Annotated in this window: 10 protein-coding genes; 6 read left to right on the top strand and 4 right to left on the bottom strand. The window is 70.1% G+C overall.

The window, feature by feature from the left end:
* Positions 1 to 8: 8 nt before the first annotated feature.
* Entirely contained in the window at positions 9 to 479 is a 471-nt protein-coding gene (gene rpsG, locus ACZ60B_RS00995; protein ID WP_003992340.1) for a 30S ribosomal protein S7, read from the bottom strand.
* A 2-nt stretch (positions 480 to 481) separates the two neighbouring features.
* Complete coding sequence (gene rpsL / locus ACZ60B_RS00990) at positions 482 to 853, bottom strand: 30S ribosomal protein S12 (RefSeq protein ID WP_003948652.1); 372 nt, start codon at positions 851 to 853, stop codon at positions 482 to 484.
* Between the two features lie 509 nt (positions 854 to 1,362).
* Here rpsL and ACZ60B_RS00985 point away from each other — a divergent pair.
* From ACZ60B_RS00985 to ACZ60B_RS00960, 6 genes are all read left to right on the top strand, one after another.
* Positions 1,363 to 2,112: a Crp/Fnr family transcriptional regulator gene (locus ACZ60B_RS00985; RefSeq protein WP_469383539.1), complete on the top strand. Its 750-nt coding sequence runs from the start codon at positions 1,363 to 1,365 to the stop codon at positions 2,110 to 2,112.
* A 279-nt stretch (positions 2,113 to 2,391) separates the two neighbouring features.
* Positions 2,392 to 3,438, top strand: a complete 1,047-nt coding sequence (locus tag ACZ60B_RS00980) for a hypothetical protein (protein WP_469383132.1) — start codon at positions 2,392 to 2,394, stop codon at positions 3,436 to 3,438.
* The gene (locus ACZ60B_RS00975) at positions 3,435 to 5,648 is read left to right on the top strand and encodes a hypothetical protein (protein WP_469383130.1); all 2,214 of its coding nucleotides are present in this window, start codon (positions 3,435 to 3,437) and stop codon (positions 5,646 to 5,648) included. Before ACZ60B_RS00980 ends, ACZ60B_RS00975 begins: the two co-directional genes overlap by 4 nt.
* A 55-nt stretch (positions 5,649 to 5,703) precedes the next feature.
* Positions 5,704 to 7,725: a hypothetical protein gene (locus ACZ60B_RS00970; protein ID WP_469383128.1), complete on the top strand. Its 2,022-nt coding sequence runs from the start codon at positions 5,704 to 5,706 to the stop codon at positions 7,723 to 7,725.
* The gene (locus ACZ60B_RS00965) at positions 7,722 to 8,291 is read left to right on the top strand and encodes a Pycsar system effector family protein (protein WP_469383126.1); all 570 of its coding nucleotides are present in this window, start codon (positions 7,722 to 7,724) and stop codon (positions 8,289 to 8,291) included. The genes ACZ60B_RS00970 and ACZ60B_RS00965 overlap by 4 nt, the downstream gene beginning before the upstream one ends.
* 87 nt (positions 8,292 to 8,378) lie before the next feature.
* Positions 8,379 to 9,785 carry a M48 family metalloprotease gene (locus tag ACZ60B_RS00960; protein WP_469383124.1) on the top strand — a complete coding sequence of 469 codons (1,407 nt, stop codon included), beginning with the start codon at positions 8,379 to 8,381 and terminating at the stop codon, positions 9,783 to 9,785.
* Positions 9,786 to 9,879: 94 nt separating this feature from the next.
* Here ACZ60B_RS00960 and ACZ60B_RS00955 read toward each other — a convergent pair whose 3' ends face one another.
* Together ACZ60B_RS00955 and rpoB are read right to left on the bottom strand one after the other, a co-directional pair.
* A complete protein-coding gene (locus ACZ60B_RS00955) occupies positions 9,880 to 13,779 on the bottom strand; it encodes a DNA-directed RNA polymerase subunit beta' (RefSeq protein WP_469383122.1) in 3,900 nt (1,299 codons plus the stop codon).
* Positions 13,780 to 13,873: 94 nt separating this feature from the next.
* A complete protein-coding gene (gene rpoB, locus ACZ60B_RS00950) occupies positions 13,874 to 17,359 on the bottom strand; it encodes a DNA-directed RNA polymerase subunit beta (protein ID WP_469383120.1) in 3,486 nt (1,161 codons plus the stop codon).
* Between the last annotated feature and the right edge of the window lie 441 nt (positions 17,360 to 17,800).

The raw sequence follows: 17,800 nt of genomic DNA, 5'->3' as shown, positions 1-17,800 counted from the left end.
GTCTGCGACTACCAGCGGTAGTGCGCGAAGGCCTTGTTGGACTCGGCCATCTTGTGGGTGTCCTCACGCTTCTTCACGGCCGCACCGAGGCCGTTCGAGGCGTCGAGGAGCTCGTTGAGGAGGCGCTCGGTCATGGTCTTCTCGCGACGGGCGCGCGAGTAACCGACGAGCCAGCGCAGCGCGAGGGTGTTGGCGCGACCGGGCTTGACCTCGATCGGGACCTGGTAGGTCGCACCACCGACACGGCGGGACTTGACCTCGAGGGTCGGCTTGATGTTCTCAAGCGCGCGCTTCAGCGTGATGATCGGGTCGTTGCCCGTCTTCTCACGCAGACCCTCCATGGCGCCGTAGACGATGCGCTCGGCGGTGGAGCGCTTGCCGTTCAGCAGCACCTTGTTGATCAGCGACGTGACAAGAGGAGAACCGTAGACCGGGTCGATGATGACCGGGCGCTTCGGGGCGGGGCCCTTACGAGGCATTCTTACTTCTCCTTCTTGGCGCCGTAGCGGCTGCGGGCCTGCTTGCGGTTCTTGACACCCTGGGTGTCGAGCGAACCGCGGATGATCTTGTAACGAACACCGGGCAGGTCCTTCACACGGCCGCCACGCACGAGCACGATGGAGTGCTCCTGCAGGTTGTGTCCCTCACCCGGAATGTAAGCGGTGACCTCGATGCCGCTGGTCAGACGCACACGCGCGACCTTACGCAGGGCCGAGTTCGGCTTCTTCGGGGTGGTCGTGAACACACGCGTGCAGACGCCACGACGCTGGGGCGAACCCTCGAGTGCGGGCGTCTTGTTCTTCTCGACCTTGTCCTGCCGGCCCTTACGGACCAGCTGCTGGATCGTAGGCACTACTTCTCCGGTTTCTGTGTGCCGAATGGTGAAGCTAACCTGGAACATTCGCCGACCCACGCGGTCGGGTGTGTCGAATCCGGCAGATCTTCGCCGCGAGGCGAAAAGGGCGCAGATCGCGGTGGCCGTTGACAGACCCCGCGTGCGGTTTCAAGGCACGCACGAGGGCCAGGGCACACCCCAGGCACAAGGTCTGAGCGTACCTACCTCATTCGCTGTGGTCAAAACAAATGGGCAGGACCGGTAGGCCCACACGATTCAAGCCGAAGCCGCGACCCCGTCCACGATCTTCGAATCAGCGGTTCCCGGCCCGAGGCCCGTCCGCGCGCGAAAGACCCGCGCCGATCACCGCACCGACCCACGATACGGACCGGCGCGGCCCGCCGCGACCGGAGCGGCCGGAAGCCCTCATCCAGAAATGGCCGATTCGCGCCCTTTCACGCTCCGCGATCTTGCGCCTTCAGTACGTTGATCCGTCCGTTGCGGTGAATCGGGGGCTGAGCATGACAATGTGGACACCTGCGTACTCGCCGGACGACGGCGGGCTGGACGACCGGGTGCCGTTCCTGGCCCGGCTGGAGAGCGAGGACCGCTCGGCGCTGCTGGCCCTGGGCCGCTCGCTGGACTTCACGCCCCGCATGGTCCTGGTCCGCCAGCACGAGCCCTCCTCCCACGTCCTCTTCCTCGTCCACGGCTGGACCAAGGTCACCGCCTCGGCCGCCAACGGCTACGAGGCCCTGCTGGCGCTGCGCGGCCCCGGCGACATCGTCGGCGAGTCGGCCGCGCTGACCGGACGCCCACGGTCGGCGACGGTGACCGCGCTGGAGCCCGTACGGGCGGTGGCCGTCGAACGCGACCGCTTCAAGGACTTCCTCGGCCGCTCCCCCGCCGTCTCCTTCGCCCTGCTCGGGCTCACCGCGGACCGCACCCGCGCGGCGGACCGGCGCCGGCTGGAGTTCGCCTCGATGAGCGTGCGGGAACGCTTCGCCGTCCTGCTGCTGGATCTGGCCCGCACCCACGGCCGCCGCACCCCGGAGGGCGTCGAGCTGGCCGTGCCGCTCAGCAAGCAGGAGCTGGCCGGCTCGGTGGGGGCGTCCCGGGAGATGGTGCAGCGCCTGCTGCGGGAACTGCGGGACAAGGGGGCCGTGGCCACGGGCCGCCGCACCATGCTGATCATGCGGCCGGACATCCTGCGCCGCATCGCGGCGACGGGTCCGGCGGCGGGCATCCCGACACCACCGGGACCGTCGGAGGAATGAGCGGGGCTCGCGGCGCGTCGGCGCGCGCGGCAGCCGACACCTCGCCGCGCGCGGCCGCAGACGCCTCGCCGCGCGTCGACGCGCGCGGCAGCCGACGCGGGCGGGCGGGCGAGCGCGCCCTGCCCGTGGTGTCCCGCGGCCCTGCCCGTGGTGTCCCACCTGCCTCGGACGCCCTTCTGTGCACACGGTCACACTCCGAATGGGTCATCCGCCCTCACCGCCCGAGCCCCGTCGCCACCACGCTGCTGCTCTGCACGGCACACCCCCCGAGAGGCGACCATGACCGACCCTGTGAACCGCACGCTCCTGCTGCTGGACATCGAGAGGTTCAGCGATCGGGACGACGTGGAGCAGGCCTATCTACGACGCATGCTCTACGACATCGCCGACCGCACGCTGGAGAGCGCGGGCATCGACGAGACCCGTCGGCTGCGGGCCGACCGCGGGGACTCGGTGATGGAGCTGATCGACGCCGGCGCCCCGGTCACGGCACTGCTGCGGGCCCTGCTCACGGAGGTCCCGGCGCAGCTCCGGACGGTCAACCGCATGGCGTCCAGCTCCGCGCAGATCCGGCTGCGCGGTGTCCTCGCCACCGGTTGGGTCGCCGTCGACCGGCACGCCGGCTGGGTCGGCAGCGACCTCAACCACGCCTGCCGGCTGCTGGACGCGGACGTGCTGCGGGCCGCGCTGCGCGAGCGCACCGGCGACTTCGCCCTGTGCGTCTCGGACGCCCTGCACTCCGGTGTCGTACGCCATGACCACCCCGGCATCCCCGCCGACGAGTTCCATCCGGTGACGGTGGCGAGCAAGAACGGCCCGCTGAAGGCGTGGCTGCACGGACCGGTGCCCGCGGGGGTCGCCGGCCAGGACCACGGTGGCACGGGGGCGGGGCAGGCGCCGGGCGGATCGGGGGACCGCCCGGCGCCGCACGTCACCGCCCAGAGTCCGCCCGAGGAGCTCGGTCCCGCGCAGGGGCAACCGGAGGAGCGCGTCCCCGCCCAGGGCACACCCCAGGATCGGGTCCCCGCCCAGGGGACTCCCGAGGAGCGGGTCCTCGCGCCGGGCGCCCCCGAGGAACGGGGCCCCGCGCGAGGCACCCCCGAGGAACGGGTCCCCGCGCAGGGCACCCGCAAGGACCGCCCGGCGCCGGACGGGACACGGGGAGCCCCGGCGCCGGGCGCCGTCTTCAACTTCAACGGCGGCTCGCCCTCCTTCGGCGGCAGCCTGGTCGCCGGTGACCAGCACGGCGTCAGCGGCGGCCAGGTCACCGGCGACGTACACCTCGGCGGCCACGAGCGCGGCCACGAGCGAGGGGAAGACGCGTGAACGCCCAGCCCGAACCGGACAGCCCCAGACCCGCGGCGGCCTCCGCCGGCGGCGCGGCGGCCGCCCCTGAGCCGAAGCCCGCCGAGCCGGCCGCCGACGAGACCCAGTCGGCGGCCGCGCCCGCCGCCGAGGAGCGCGAGCAGCCGCAGAACGCCTGGTCGGCCCGGCGCGACCTGATCGACCACAGCCCCCGGACCATGAACTTCAACGGCGGCTCGCCGTCGTTCGGCGGCAGCCTGGTCGGCGGCCACCAGCACGGCGTCAGCGGCGGCCGGGTCACCGGCGACGTCATCATGGGCACCAAGACGGAGATCCACTACGCGATGGCCGGGTACTCCGCGCCCTCCTCGGCCTCCGGCGAGATCCCGCAAACCACGCTCGACCGCCTGGCCGCCACCTTCGCCGCCGACGAGGAGGTCATGGCCGACCTCCTCGAACGCCTGCGCCGCGACCGCGTGCTCGTCCTGTCCGGCGCCCGCTTCACCGGCCGTCGCACGGCCGCCCTGATGCTGCTGCGCCGACTCGCCGCCGCCCCCGTCCGCGCCCTGCTGAGCGACACCGGACCGAGTTCCCTCGCCGAGCGGTTCGCCACCGAGGAGCAGGCCCGCGGCTACGTCCTGTGCGACCTCGCCACCCGCCGCGACCGCCCGCTGCGCGAACCGCACCTGCTCGCCGCGAAGGACCGGCTCGCCGAGCGGAACGCCTATCTGGTCGTCACCGTCGGCCCCACCGCCGTCCTGGAGGACGTGCCCGCCGTGGAGTGGCGGCCGCCGGTCGCGGCCGAGGTGCTCCGCGCGCACCTGGACGCCGGACCCGACCCGCAGGCCAACGCCAAACTCCTCGACCTGCCGGCCGTGACGGAGTTCCTGGAGCGCGGCCACCAGTTGCGCGAGGTGGCCGCCTTCGCCCAGTTGCTGGCCGGCCACGCGGCCGGACGGGTCACCGAGGACGATGTCGCCCAGTTCTCGCTGCTCTCCCTGGAGCACCAGGTGCAGGAGTGGTTCGAGGAGGACGAGAGCGCGATCCATCTGCGCGACAAGGCGTTCCTGGTCGCGCTGGCCGCCTTCGACGGTGGCCCGTACGCCCTCACCGCCGAGCTGAGCGACCTGCTGTACCGCTTCCTCCAGGAGACCGAGAACCCCTCCCGGGTCCCCGAGGTCCCCGTCTTCGGCACCCATATCGGCAAACGGCTGCGGCTGGCCCGCGCCGAGCGGTTCGAGGACGACGAGCACACCGAATGGGGTCTGGTGCTCCAGCAGAAGGCCAGGTTCCGGGACGAACGCGCCTCGCTGGTGCTGCTGCGCGAGCTGTGGACCGGCCACCCGTCCGCCCGGCCCGCCCTCATCAAGTGGCTGCGACAGCTCGCCGACGACGGCCGCCCGCTGGTGCGCACCCGCGCCGCGTCCACCGTCGCGATCCTGGCCCGTACCGACCTGCCCTCGGCGATGGCGCTGGTCATCGAGCCGTGGGCGACCTCGCAGCGGTTCCGCCAGCGGCTCGTCGCGGTCAACTCGCTGACCTTCGCCCACCTCATCGGCACGCCCAACATCCCGCGCATCCTCGACGCCTGGTGCGAGGGCGACGACGCCCGGCTGCGCTGGGTGGCCGTGCGGTCGTACGGACTGATCGGCCCCGAACGCCCCGCGGAGGCCATGGCCGCCCTGCGCGGAGCGGTACGGCGGCTCTACGACGACGGCCCCGACGACCTCGACGAGGCGATGGCCGGAGAACTCGGCGAGGCCGTCGAGCTGTTGCTGCTCTCCCCCGCCAGCGACCAGGTGCTCGCGGAACTGCGCGAGCACCTCGACCGCGACCGCGCCGTGCACGACCTCGCGCTCGCCGGATTCGTCAACGCCTGCCGCCGCAAGGAGGACGACGAGCGCTACGGCACTCCGCTGGTCCTCGCCTGGTACGCCCGCGCGGTGCCCGCCGGCGGCGCCGCGGCCCGCGGCATCCCCCACCTCTGGCGCGCCGCGCTGGCCGACCCGCGCGCCACCCGGCACGCGCTCGACGTCCTGCGCGACTGGGTCCTGATCGCCGACCGCGCCACCACCACCGAATGGGCGCTGGCCGCCCTGCTCCCGACGCTCGTCACCACACCCGCCGAACACCAGCGGCTGAGCCATCTGCTGCGCACCATGCCCGGCGAGGACGGCAACCCCCCGCCCCCGGTGGCGGCCCGCCTGCTCACCACGCTTCCGACCCGCTGACCCACGTCAGAACGCCCCGCGCACGCCGGGTGGTACGTCCGAGGAGACACGCCCCATGCCCACCTTCCGCCAGCCCGATTGGCAGCAGCAGGCCGACCGGCACACCCAGATCGTCGACCCGGTCCTCACCGTGCGGCAGCTGTCGCGCTTCGACTTCAACCTCAAGTCATACGTCCGTATCGACCACGCCCTGGTCTTCTCCACCGCCAAGGGCGGCTACGAGCCCTATCTGCCGCCCCGGCGGCCGACCCGCGCCGAGGTCCTGGCCAACCACTACACGGCCGTGTACGAGGTCGACATGGGCGTGCACCCGCACACCTGCGACCTCGAACTGCCCAGCGACAACGACGCGTTCGAGTTCACCGCCGCGGTCGACATCTCCTGGCAGGTCATCGACCCGGCCCGGTTCGTGGCCAGCGGCCACCGGGACGTACCCGGTCTGGTGCTGAGCGAACTCCAGCAGGCGGCCCGCCCGGTGACGCGCCGGTTCCCCATCGCCGAGAGCGCGGCCGCGGAGGCCGAGCTGCTGGAGCGGATGAACCTGCTGGGCCCGCTCGGGGCCCCGGCCGGACTCCAGGTCACCTGGACGCTCCGGCTGCGCCGCGACGAGGACGACATCGAGCACCAGCGGCGCATGCGGGCCATCGACCAGTCCGCCAGCGAGCAGATCCTGGCGGCGCAGCGGGGCATGGACATCGACGTCCAGGTCGACCGCCGGGGCCGGCAGAGCGACGCGCTCCAGATCGAGCGGGCCATGCAGTACGGCGCCCAGCAGCAGGAGCTGATCCTCCAGCAGCAGCGCATGCAGCACGCGCAGGCGCTGCTGGCCGGTGAGCAGCAGATGCAGCTCCAGCAACTGGAGGCGGAGAAGGCCAGGTTCTACGCGTGGCACCTCCAGCAGGGCGGTGTGCACGCCTGGGCGCTGCACCTGGCCCAGCACCCGGAGGACTCGGCCACCGTCATGAACAGCATGCGGGAGGACCAGCTCCGCATGATCCAGTCCCAGATGGAACTGGTGAAGCAACTGCTGGGCGGCGAGGGCGCGGAGAACTGGGAGCTGGAGGGCCCGAAGCAGCTGGCCCTGCGCACGGTCAACGACATCCTCACCCAGCGGCTGCCGGGCGTACCGCAGGACCCGCCGCAGCTGCCGGGGGGTGCCCCCGTGTATCCGGGGTCGGCTGTCCCGCAGGGCGGCGCGCCGGATCCGGGCGCGGCGGGGGTGCCCGGGCTGCCGGGTGACGGCGGGCCGGGGTGGGCGGGCGCGCAGCACCCGGGCGGGTACGCGGCGCCGACGGGCCCGTACGGCGCCCCGGGGACACCGGGGGCCCCCGGAGTGCCGCCGGTCCCCGCTCCCGGTGCCTACGGCGTCCCCGGAACGTCTGGTCCCGGTCCTTACGGTCCCGGTCCTTACGGCGTCCCGGGGGCGCCCGGTTCTCCTTCGTACGGTGTCCCCGGGGCGCCCGGACCCGGTCCTTACGGTGTCCCCGGGGCGCCCGGATCCGGTCCTTACGGTGTCCCCGGGTCGCCCGGTTCTCCGCCGTACGTTGTTCCCGGGACGCCCGGCGCTCCGCCGCAGGTCGTGCCCGGGGCGCCCGGCTCCCCGTCGTACGGAGTCCCCGGGACGCCCGGCGCTCCGCCGCAGGTCGTGCCCGGAGCACCCGGAGCACCCGGTTCTCCGACACAGGTCGTGCCCGGGACGCCCGGCTCCCCGTCGTACGGAGTCCCCGGGGTGCCTCCGGCTCCGGCGGGCGCGCCGGACATGCCCACCGCGCCGCCCGCGCCCCCCGCGTCGCCCGGTGCCGCGCAGCGTCCCCCGTTCCCGCCCGCCGCGGGTGGGCCGGACGCCCCGCCGCCCGCCTCGCCGCCGCCGCCGGCGTACGCCCCCGCGGCCCCGGCCGGGCCGCCGTCCGCACCGCCGGAGCCCCCCGCCTGGCAGCCCCCGCCCGGCTACGGCAGGACCCCGACGCTGCCGGCCCAGACGGTGCCGGACGTCCCGGCGGCCGCCCTCCAGGACGACGGCGACGGCGAGCCGGGGGACAAGGATGCTGCCGACCGGGTGGAGGGCAGCGGCGGATGACCACGCTCGATCCCGCTCCCGGCCCGGCGCCGGCCGTCCGCCCGGACGGCGACCCGGACCGCGACCCGGACTACGGCGACCTCGTCCCCCTCTGCGAGCGGCTGCTCACGGAGCTGCGCGCAGAGGTGGCCCGAGCGGACGGCAAGGCGTCCGTCCTGGTCGGCGCCCTCGGTATGACCGTGGGTGTCTCCAGCGGGCTGCTCGCCGGGCGGGACTGGTCCCCGGCCGCGCTCTCCGTCCCGGGCGCGGTGCTGTGGTGGGCCGGGACCGGAGCCCTGGGGCTGTCCCTGCTGGCCCTGATGCTGGCGGTGCTGCCCCGCTACCGCGCCGGGACATGGACGCCGGGCAGCCCGCTGTCCTACTTCGGCGACATCCAGGAAGCCGTCCGGCTCGGTCGGTTGGAGACCGCGCTCGGCGACACCCGGCGCGACCCCACGACCGGGCTGACCAGCACCCTCGCCGGCCTGAGCCATATCGCCGCCCGCAAGCACCAGTGGATCCGCACCGGTCTGATCGCCTTCTGCGCCGGCACGGCCCTGCTGCCCTCCTCGCTGCTGATCGGCTGATCCGGCCGCACAGCAGCCGTCCCCGCCTCCGAGGCCGTCGGGCCTCTGAGACTCCGCAGGAAGCACACGGAAGTACAAGGAAGCACGATGACCCAGCCACCACCGGAGTACCCGGAGCCCCCGGAGTACCCCACGCAGACAGCCCGGCCGCAGGTGCCCCCGCAGTACCCGCAGCAGCAACAGCCGCCCGCGTACCCGCAGCAGCCCACGTATCCGCAGCAAGAGCAGCCACCGACGTACCCCCAGCATCAGCCGTCGTACCCGCAACAGCAGCAGCCGTCGTACCCGCAACAGCAGCCTCCGGCGTATCCGCAGCCGCAGCCCTCGTACCCGCAGCAGCAACAGCCGCCCGCGTACCCGGGGCAGCAGCCCCCCGCGTACCCGGGCCGGCCGCAGCCGCCCACGTATCCGCAGGCCGCGCCCACCTATCCGGGCGCCTCCGCCCCGATACCTCCGCAGTACACCCAGTCCCCTCCCCAGACCCCCGCGGCCCCCGCCTCGGCTCCCGGCGCGGCCGCGGCCGCCGACGACCCCGCCCATCCGCACCACATCAGCACCGAGGCCCGCCGGACCCACATCTCCGCCCAGCAACGCCGCACCGACGTCACCGCGGTCGGCAACCTGCTGCTCTACCTGCCGAACTTCCTGTGCAGCCTGTGCGTCGTCGGCCTGGTCTCCGCGATCTTCGGCGATCTCGCGTTCGTGGTGATCCTGCTCTGGATCGCCAGTGGCGCACTCGTGTTCCACCGCCCGACGGAGAGCGCCCTCGCACGCCGTCTGCTTCATCTGCGCTACCCCACTCCACAAGAACGAGCCAAAATCGAACCCGTCTGGCGGGAGGTCACGGCCCGCGCCGGTGTCGAGGGGCGCAACTACGAGCTGTGGGTCGAGGACAGCGACGGCCTCAACGCGGTCGCCGCGGCCGGCCACATCGTCGGCGTCACCCGCTTCGCCATGAACGAGCTCCCCAACGGCGAACTCGCCGCCGTCATGGCCCACGAGCTGGGCCACCACGTCGGCGGCCACGCCTGGTCCGGTCTGCTCGGTTATTGGTACGCGCTGCCGGGCCGGCTCGCCTGGCGTTTCCTCAAGGCGTTCTCCACCTTCGTCTTCCGGGTGTCGAAGGCCTTCGGCTGCTTCGGCGTCGCCTTCGTGGTGCTGTTCATCGGTGGTATCGCGATGGCCACGATCAGCACGCTCTACGGGCTGCCGCTGCTGATCCTGGGTGTGCCGTACGCGCTCGCCGCCGTCGGCCGCCGCGCCGAGCTGCGCGCCGACGAGCACGCCGCCGCGCTCGGCTTCGCCCCGATGCTGGCCGCCGTACTGGGCAAGCTGCACCAGCAGGAACAGCAGGCCGAGGCCCAGACCACCGCCCAGAACGGCGGTGTCCCCGTCGAGGAGAGCGCGCTGAGCAAGCTGCTCTCCTCCCACCCGGACTACCACACCCGGCTGCACCACCTCCAGCCGTACCTCCAGCCGCAGCGGCCGCGCTGAGAGCCGCACCGGGCCCGGGGCCCACGTACGGAAACGCCGAAGGGCGGCCACCCCGTGGGGTGACCGCCCTTCAGTGCTTCAGACGACCCGCGCCTTACTGGTTGTACGGACCGTAGTCGTAGTCCTCCAGCGGAACGGCCTGGCCGGAGCCGGTGCCGAACGGCGAGTAGTCGATGTCGTCGTAGCCGACGGCCGAGTACATCGCGGCCTTGGCCTCCTCGGTCGGCTCGACCCGGATGTTGCGGTAGCGGGACAGACCCGTACCGGCCGGGATGAGCTTACCGATGATGACGTTCTCCTTGAGGCCGATGAGGCTGTCGGACTTGGCGTTGATCGCCGCGTCCGTCAGAACTCGGGTCGTCTCCTGGAAGGAGGCGGCCGACAGCCAGGACTCCGTCGCCAGCGAGGCCTTGGTGATACCCATCAGCTGCGGACGACCGGAGGCCGGGTGACCGCCCTCCTGGACCACACGACGGTTCTCGGTCTCGAACTTCGAGCGCTCGACCAGCTCGCCGGGCAGCAGCTCCGCGTCGCCCGACTCGATGATCGTCACACGGCGCAGCATCTGCCGGATGATGATCTCGATGTGCTTGTCGTGGATCGACACACCCTGCGAGTTGTAGACCTTCTGGACCTCGCCGACCAGGTGGACCTGGACGGCACGCTGACCCAGGATGCGCAGCACGTCGTGCGGGTTGGTGGCACCCACGGTGAGCTTCTGGCCCACCTCGACGTGCTCGCCCTCGGAGACCAGCAGACGGGCGCGCTTCGAGATCGGGAACGCCGTCTCGTCGCTGCCGTCGTCCGGCGTGATGACGATCTTCTTGGTCTTCTCGGTCTCCTCGATCCGCACGCGGCCCATGGCCTCGGAGATCGGGGCGACACCCTTCGGGGTACGGGCCTCGAAGAGCTCGACGACACGCGGCAGACCCTGGGTGATGTCGTCACCGGCCACACCACCGGTGTGGAAGGTACGCATCGTCAGCTGGGTACCGGGCTCACCGATGGACTGGGCGGCGATGATGCCGACCGCCTCACCGATGTCGACCAGCTTGCCGGTGGCCAGCGAGCGGCCGTAGCACATCGCGCAGGTGCCGACGGCGGACTCACAGGTCAGGACCGAGCGGGTCTTGACCGTGTCGATGCCCGCAGCCACCAGCTGGTCGATGAGGACGTCACCGAGGTCGACGCCCGCCGGGGCGAGCACCTTGCCGTCGACGACGATGTCCTCGGCGAGGCAGCGCGCGTACACGCTGGTCTCGGCGTTGTCCGCCTTGCGCAGGACGCCGTCGGCGCCGCGCTCGGCGAAGGACAGCTTGAGGCCGCGCTCGGTGCCGCAGTCCTCCTCGCGGATGATGACGTCCTGCGAGACGTCCACCAGACGACGGGTCAGGTAACCCGAGTCGGCGGTACGCAGGGCGGTGTCCGCCAGACCCTTACGGGCACCGTGCGTGGAGATGAAGTACTCCAGCACGGACAGGCCCTCACGGAAGGACGCCTTGATCGGACGCGGGATGGTCTCGTTCTTGGCGTTCGACACCAGACCACGCATACCGGCGATCTGCCGCATCTGCATCATGTTTCCTCGGGCACCCGAGTCAACCATCATGAAGATGGGGTTCGTCTTGGGGAAGTTCGCGTTCATCGCCTCGGCGACCTCGTTGGTCGCCTTGGTCCAGATCGCGATGAGCTCCTGAGTGCGCTCTTCCTTGGTGATCAGACCGCGCTCGTACTGCTTCTGGACCTTCTCGTCCTGCGCCTCGTAGCCCGCGACGATGGCCTTCTTGGCCTCGGGGACGACGACGTCGGAGATGGCCACGGTGACACCGGAGCGGGTGCCCCAGTAGAAGCCGGCCGACTTCAGGTTGTCGAGCGTCGCCGCCACGATGACCTTGGGGTAGCGCTCCGCCAGGTCGTTGACGATCTCGCCGAGCTGCTTCTTGCCCACCGAGTAGTCGACGAACGGGTAGTCCTCGGGCAGCAGCTCGTTGAAGAGCGCGCGGCCCAGGGTGGTGCGCAGACGGAAGGTGTCACCGGTCTGGTACTCCGGCTCGCCCTCCTCCACGGCCGGCGGGGTCCAGCCGCGCGGCGGGATGGTGCCCACCGGGAAGCGGATGTCGATCGCCGACTGCAGCGCGAGCTCACCGGCGTCGAACGCCATGATCGCCTCGGCCGTGGAGCCGAACGCGCGGCCCTCGCCCTTGGTGTCGCGCAGCTCACCGTCGGTCGTCAGGAAGAACAGACCGAGGACCATGTCCTGGGTCGGCATCGTCACCGGACGGCCGTCGGCGGGCTTGAGGATGTTGTTCGAGGACAGCATCAGGATGCGGGCCTCGGCCTGCGCCTCCGCGGACAGCGGCAGGTGCACGGCCATCTGGTCACCGTCGAAGTCCGCGTTGAACGCGGTGCAGACGAGCGGGTGGATCTGGATGGCCTTGCCCTCGACCAGCTGCGGCTCGAAGGCCTGGATGCCGAGGCGGTGCAGGGTGGGCGCACGGTTCAGCAGAACCGGGTGCTCCGCGATGACCTCTTCGAGGACGTCGTACACGACCGTGCGGCCGCGCTCGACCATCCGCTTGGCGCTCTTGATGTTCTGCGCGTGGTTCAGGTCGACCAGGCGCTTCATCACGAACGGCTTGAAGAGCTCCAGCGCCATGGCCTTGGGCAGACCGCACTGGTGCAGCTTCAGCTGCGGACCGACGACGATCACGGAACGCGCGGAGTAGTCCACACGCTTGCCGAGCAGGTTCTGACGGAATCGACCCTGCTTGCCCTTCAGCATGTCGCTGAGGGACTTCAGCGGACGGTTGCCGGGGCCCGTGACCGGGCGACCACGACGGCCGTTGTCGAACAGCGCGTCGACGGCCTCCTGGAGCATGCGCTTCTCGTTGTTCACGATGATCTCGGGCGCGCCGAGGTCGAGAAGCCGCTTCAGACGGTTGTTGCGGTTGATCACACGGCGGTACAGGTCGTTCAGGTCGGAGGTCGCGAAGCGGCCACCGTCCAGCTGCACCATCGGGCGAAGGTCCGGCGGGATGACCGGCACGCAGTCCAGCACCATGCCCTTGGGGCTGTTGCTGGTCTGCAGGAACGCGGAGACGACCTTCAGGCGCTTGAGCGCACGGGTCTTCTTCTGGCCCTTGCCGGTGCGGATGATCTCGCGGAGCTTCTCGGCCTCCTCGTCGAGGTCGAAGGACTCCAGGCGCTTCTGCAGCGCCGCGGCACCCATCGAACCGTCGAAGTACGTGCCGAAGCGGTCGCGCAGCTCGCGGTAGAGCAGTTCGTCGCCCTCGAGGTCCTGGACCTTGAGGTTCTTGAACCGGGTCCACACCTCGTCGAGACGGTCGATCTCGCGCTGCGAACGGTCGCGCAGCTGCTTCATCTCACGCTCGGCACCCTCGCGCACCTTGCGGCGCACGTCGGCCTTGGCACCCTCGGCCTCGAGCTCGGCCAGGTCGGTCTCGAGCTTCTTGGCGCGGGCCTCGAGGTCGGCGTCGCGGCGGTTCTCGATCTGCTGACGCTCGACGGAGACGTGGGCCTCCAGCGAGGGCAGGTCGCGGGTGCGGCGCTCCTCGTCCACGAACGTGATCATGTACGCGGCGAAGTAGATGACCTTCTCGAGGTCCTTCGGCGCCAGGTCCAGCAGGTAGCCCAGGCGCGACGGGACGCCCTTGAAGTACCAGATGTGGGTGACGGGAGCGGCCAGCTCGATGTGGCCCATCCGCTCACGGCGCACCTTGGCGCGAGTGACCTCGACGCCGCAGCGCTCACAGATGATGCCCTTGAAGCGGACGCGCTTGTACTTGCCGCAGTAGCACTCCCAGTCCCGGGTCGGACCGAAGATCTTCTCGCAGAAGAGTCCGTCCTTTTCGGGCTTCAGGGTGCGGTAGTTGATGGTCTCGGGCTTCTTGACCTCGCCGTGGCTCCACTGACGGATGTCGTCAGCGGTGGCCAGACCGATCCGGAGCTCGTCGAAGAAGTTGACGTCGAGCACTATGCGTCAATCCCTCTCAGGGTTGTAAGTCATGGGGTCTGATACGGGGGTCCTGGGGCCGGCCGGGCTCATGGTGAGCCCGGCCGGACTCCCGTCAGACCTCTTCGACGCTGCTCGGCTCGCGCCGGGACAGGTCGATGCCAAGCTCCTCCGCCGCGCGGAAGACGTCCTCGTCGGTGTCGCGCATCTCGATGGACATGCCGTCCGAGGACAGCACCTCCACGTTGAGGCACAGGGACTGCATCTCCTTGATGAGCACCTTGAAGGACTCGGGGATGCCGGGCTCCGGGATGTTCTCGCCCTTGACGATGGCCTCGTAGACCTTCACGCGGCCGGTGACGTCGTCGGACTTGATGGTCAGCAGCTCCTGGAGGGCGTAAGCGGCGCCGTAAGCCTCCAGCGCCCACACCTCCATCTCACCGAAGCGCTGGCCACCGAACTGGGCCTTACCACCCAGCGGCTGCTGGGTGATCATGGAGTACGGACCGGTCGACCGGGCGTGCAGCTTGTCGTCGACCAGGTGGTGCAGCTTGAGGATGTACATGTACCCGACCGAGATCGGGTCCGGGAACGGCTCGCCGGAGCGGCCGTCGAACAGTCGCGCCTTGCCGGTCGGCAGCACCATGCGCTCGCCGTCGCGGTTCGGGATGGTGTGCTGGAGCAGACCGGCGAGCTCGTCCTCGCGCGCACCGTCGAACACCGGGGTGGCGACGTTGGTGCCCGGGGCGACCTGGTCGGCGCCGATGACCTGAAGGCGCTGGGCCCACTCGTCGGCGAGACCGGAGACGTCCCAGCCGCGGCTGGCGAGCCAGCCGAGGTGGATCTCCAGCACCTGTCCCGGGTTCATTCGGGACGGGACACCGAGCGGGTTGAGGATGATGTCGACCGCGGTGCCGTCCTCCAGGAACGGCATGTCCTCGATCGGCAGGATCTTGGAGATGACACCCTTGTTGCCGTGACGGCCGGCGAGCTTGTCACCGTCGGTGATCTTGCGCTTCTGCGCCACGTAGACGCGGACCAGCTGGTTCACGCCCGGCGGCAGCTCGTCGCCCTCTTCGCGGTCGAAGACGCGGACGCCGATGACCTTGCCGATCTCGCCGTGCGGGACCTTCAGCGAGGTGTCACGGACCTCACGGGCCTTCTCACCGAAGATCGCGCGCAGCAGGCGCTCCTCCGGCGTCAGCTCGGTCTCGCCCTTGGGCGTGACCTTGCCGACGAGGATGTCGCCGGCGACGACCTCGGCACCGATCCGGATGATGCCGCGCTCGTCGAGGTCGGCGAGGACCTCCTCGGAGACGTTCGGGATGTCCCGGGTGATCTCCTCGGGGCCGAGCTTGGTGTCACGGGCGTCGACCTCGTGCTCCTCGATGTGGATCGAGGAGAGGACGTCGTCCTGCACGAGGCGCTGCGACAGGATGATCGCGTCCTCGTAGTTGTGACCCTCCCACGGCATGAACGCCACGAGCAGGTTCTTGCCCAGGGCCATCTCGCCGTTCTCGGTGGCCGGACCGTCGGCCAGGACCTGGCCCTCGATGATCCGGTCGCCCTCGTTGACGATGACCTTCTGGTTGACCGAGGTGCCCTGGTTGGAGCGGGCGAACTTGGCCAGGCGGTACGTGATGTACGTGCCGTCGTCGTTGGCGGTGGTGATGTAGTCCGCGGAGACCTCCTGGACCACACCCGCCTTCTCGGCCTTGACCACGTCGCCGGCGTCGACGGCGGAGCGGTACTCCATGCCGGTGCCGACGAGCGGTGCCTCGGACTTGATCAGCGGCACGGCCTGGCGCATCATGTTCGCGCCCATGAGGGCACGGTTGGCGTCGTCGTGCTCGAGGAACGGGATCATGGCGGTCGCGACCGACACCATCTGGCGCGGCGAGACGTCCATGTAGTCCACGTCGTCACCGGGGACGTAGTCGACCTCGCCGCCACGGCGGCGGACCAGGACGCGGTTCTCGGTGAAACGCAGGCCGTCGTCGAGCGTGGCGTTGGCCTGCGCGATGACGAACCGGTCCTCTTCGTCGGCCGTCAGGTAGTCGACCTCGTCGGTGACGACACCGTCGACGACCTTGCGGTACGGCGTCTCCACGAAGCCGAACGCGTTGACGCGGCCGTAGGAGGCGAGCGAGCCGATCAGACCGATGTTCGGGCCTTCGGGGGTCTCGATCGGGCACATGCGGCCGTAGTGCGAGGGGTGCACGTCACGGACCTCGAAGCCGGCCCGCTCACGGGAGAGACCACCCGGACCGAGAGCCGACAGACGGCGCTTGTGGGTGAGACCCGACAGCGGGTTGTTCTGGTCCATGAACTGCGACAGCTGGCTGGTGCCGAAGAACTCCTTGATGGAGGCGACGACCGGCCGGATGTTGATCAGGGTCTGCGGCGTGATCGCCTCGACGTCCTGGGTCGTCATGCGCTCGCGCACGACGCGCTCCATACGCGCCAGACCCGTACGGACCTGGTTCTGGATGAGCTCGCCGACGCTGCGCAGACGACGGTTGCCGAAGTGGTCGATGTCGTCGGTCTCGACGACGATCGACTGGCCGCTGTCGGCGACCGTCTCGGTCTCGCCCGCGTGCAGCTTCACCAGGTACTTGATCGTCGAGATGACGTCCTCGACGGTCAGGACGCCCGCGTCGAGCGGAGCCTCCGCACCCAGCTTCTTGTTGACCTTGTAGCGGCCGACCTTGGCCAGGTCGTAGCGCTTGGGGTTGAAGTACAGGTTCTCGAGGAGCGTCTGCGCGGCCTCACGCGTGGGCGGCTCGCCCGGACGCAGCTTGCGGTAGATGTCGAGCAGCGCGTCGTCCTGGCCCTGGGTGTGGTCCTTCTCCAGGGTGGCGCGCATGGACTCGTACTCGCCGAACTCCTCGAGGATCTGCTCGGTGGTCCAGCCGAGAGCCTTCAGGAGGACGGTGACGGACTGCTTGCGCTTGCGGTCGATACGCACACCGACCATGTCGCGCTTGTCGATCTCCATCTCCAGCCAGGCACCCCGGGACGGGATGATCTTGGCGGAGAAGATGTCCTTGTCGGACGTCTTGTCGATGGAGGAGTCGAAGTAGACACCCGGCGAACGGACCAGCTGCGACACCACGACACGCTCGGTGCCGTTGATGACGAAGGTGCCCTTGTTGGTCATGAGCGGGAAGTCGCCCATGAAGACCGTCTGGGACTTGATCTCGCCGGTCTCGTTGTTGGTGAACTCAGCCGTGACGAAGAGCGGGGCCGCGTACGTGAAGTCACGGTCCTTGCACTCGTCGATGCTGTTCTTCGGCGGTTCGAAACGGTGATCGCGGAAGGTCAGGGACATCGACCCGGAGAAGTCCTCGATCGGGGAGATCTCCTCGAAGATCTCCTCCAGACCGGACTTGGTGGGGACGTCCTGACCGCTCTCCAGAGCCTCCTCGACCCGACTCTGCCAAGCGGTGTTGCCGAGCAGCCAGTCGAAGCTCTCGGTCTGCAGCGCGAGCAGGTTCGGAACCTCGAGAGGCTCCTTGATCTTTGCAAAGGAGATGCGCAGCGGGGCGGTGCTGGCAGCGTTGTTCGTATTCGCGGTCGAGGCAGTGCGCGAGGCGGCCAAGAGGGGGTCCTTCCGAGGGCTCGGACTCACTACGCGCGTACCGGTCCCTCGCTCACGCATCAGGACAGGAGGTTCCGGATCCGGCCAAAAGGCCAGGTCGGAGAGTTCCGGTCATCGATGCTCGAGTGAAGGCATGCCCCTGGTGACGGGCAGGGGACAGCTAACAGGCAGCGCAAAGGGACAGTGTAGCCACTCGGCACACTGATGTCCAGTGCGGGTTTTTCGAGACCCTCGTCGTCCTCGACACCTGCTGCAAGCCCACGCCCTCAATGCACGTTGATACTGCCCTCCACGCCGTCGATCCATGCCTCGGATTCGGATCGTTGTGACGACGCGTCCTGAGAATTGCGCGCTGCGTGCGGTTCGTCAAGGCCCCCAGGCCCGAACCGGCTGCCGCGCTCGTCACTTGCCGCCTGTCACCGGGGGTTTCGCAGGCACGAT

The sequence above is a fragment of the Streptomyces sp. NPDC104096 genome (assembly GCF_055584385.1).
The sequence above is the reverse complement of the archived record's forward strand: the minus strand, read 5'-3'. Positions and strand labels throughout refer to the sequence as shown.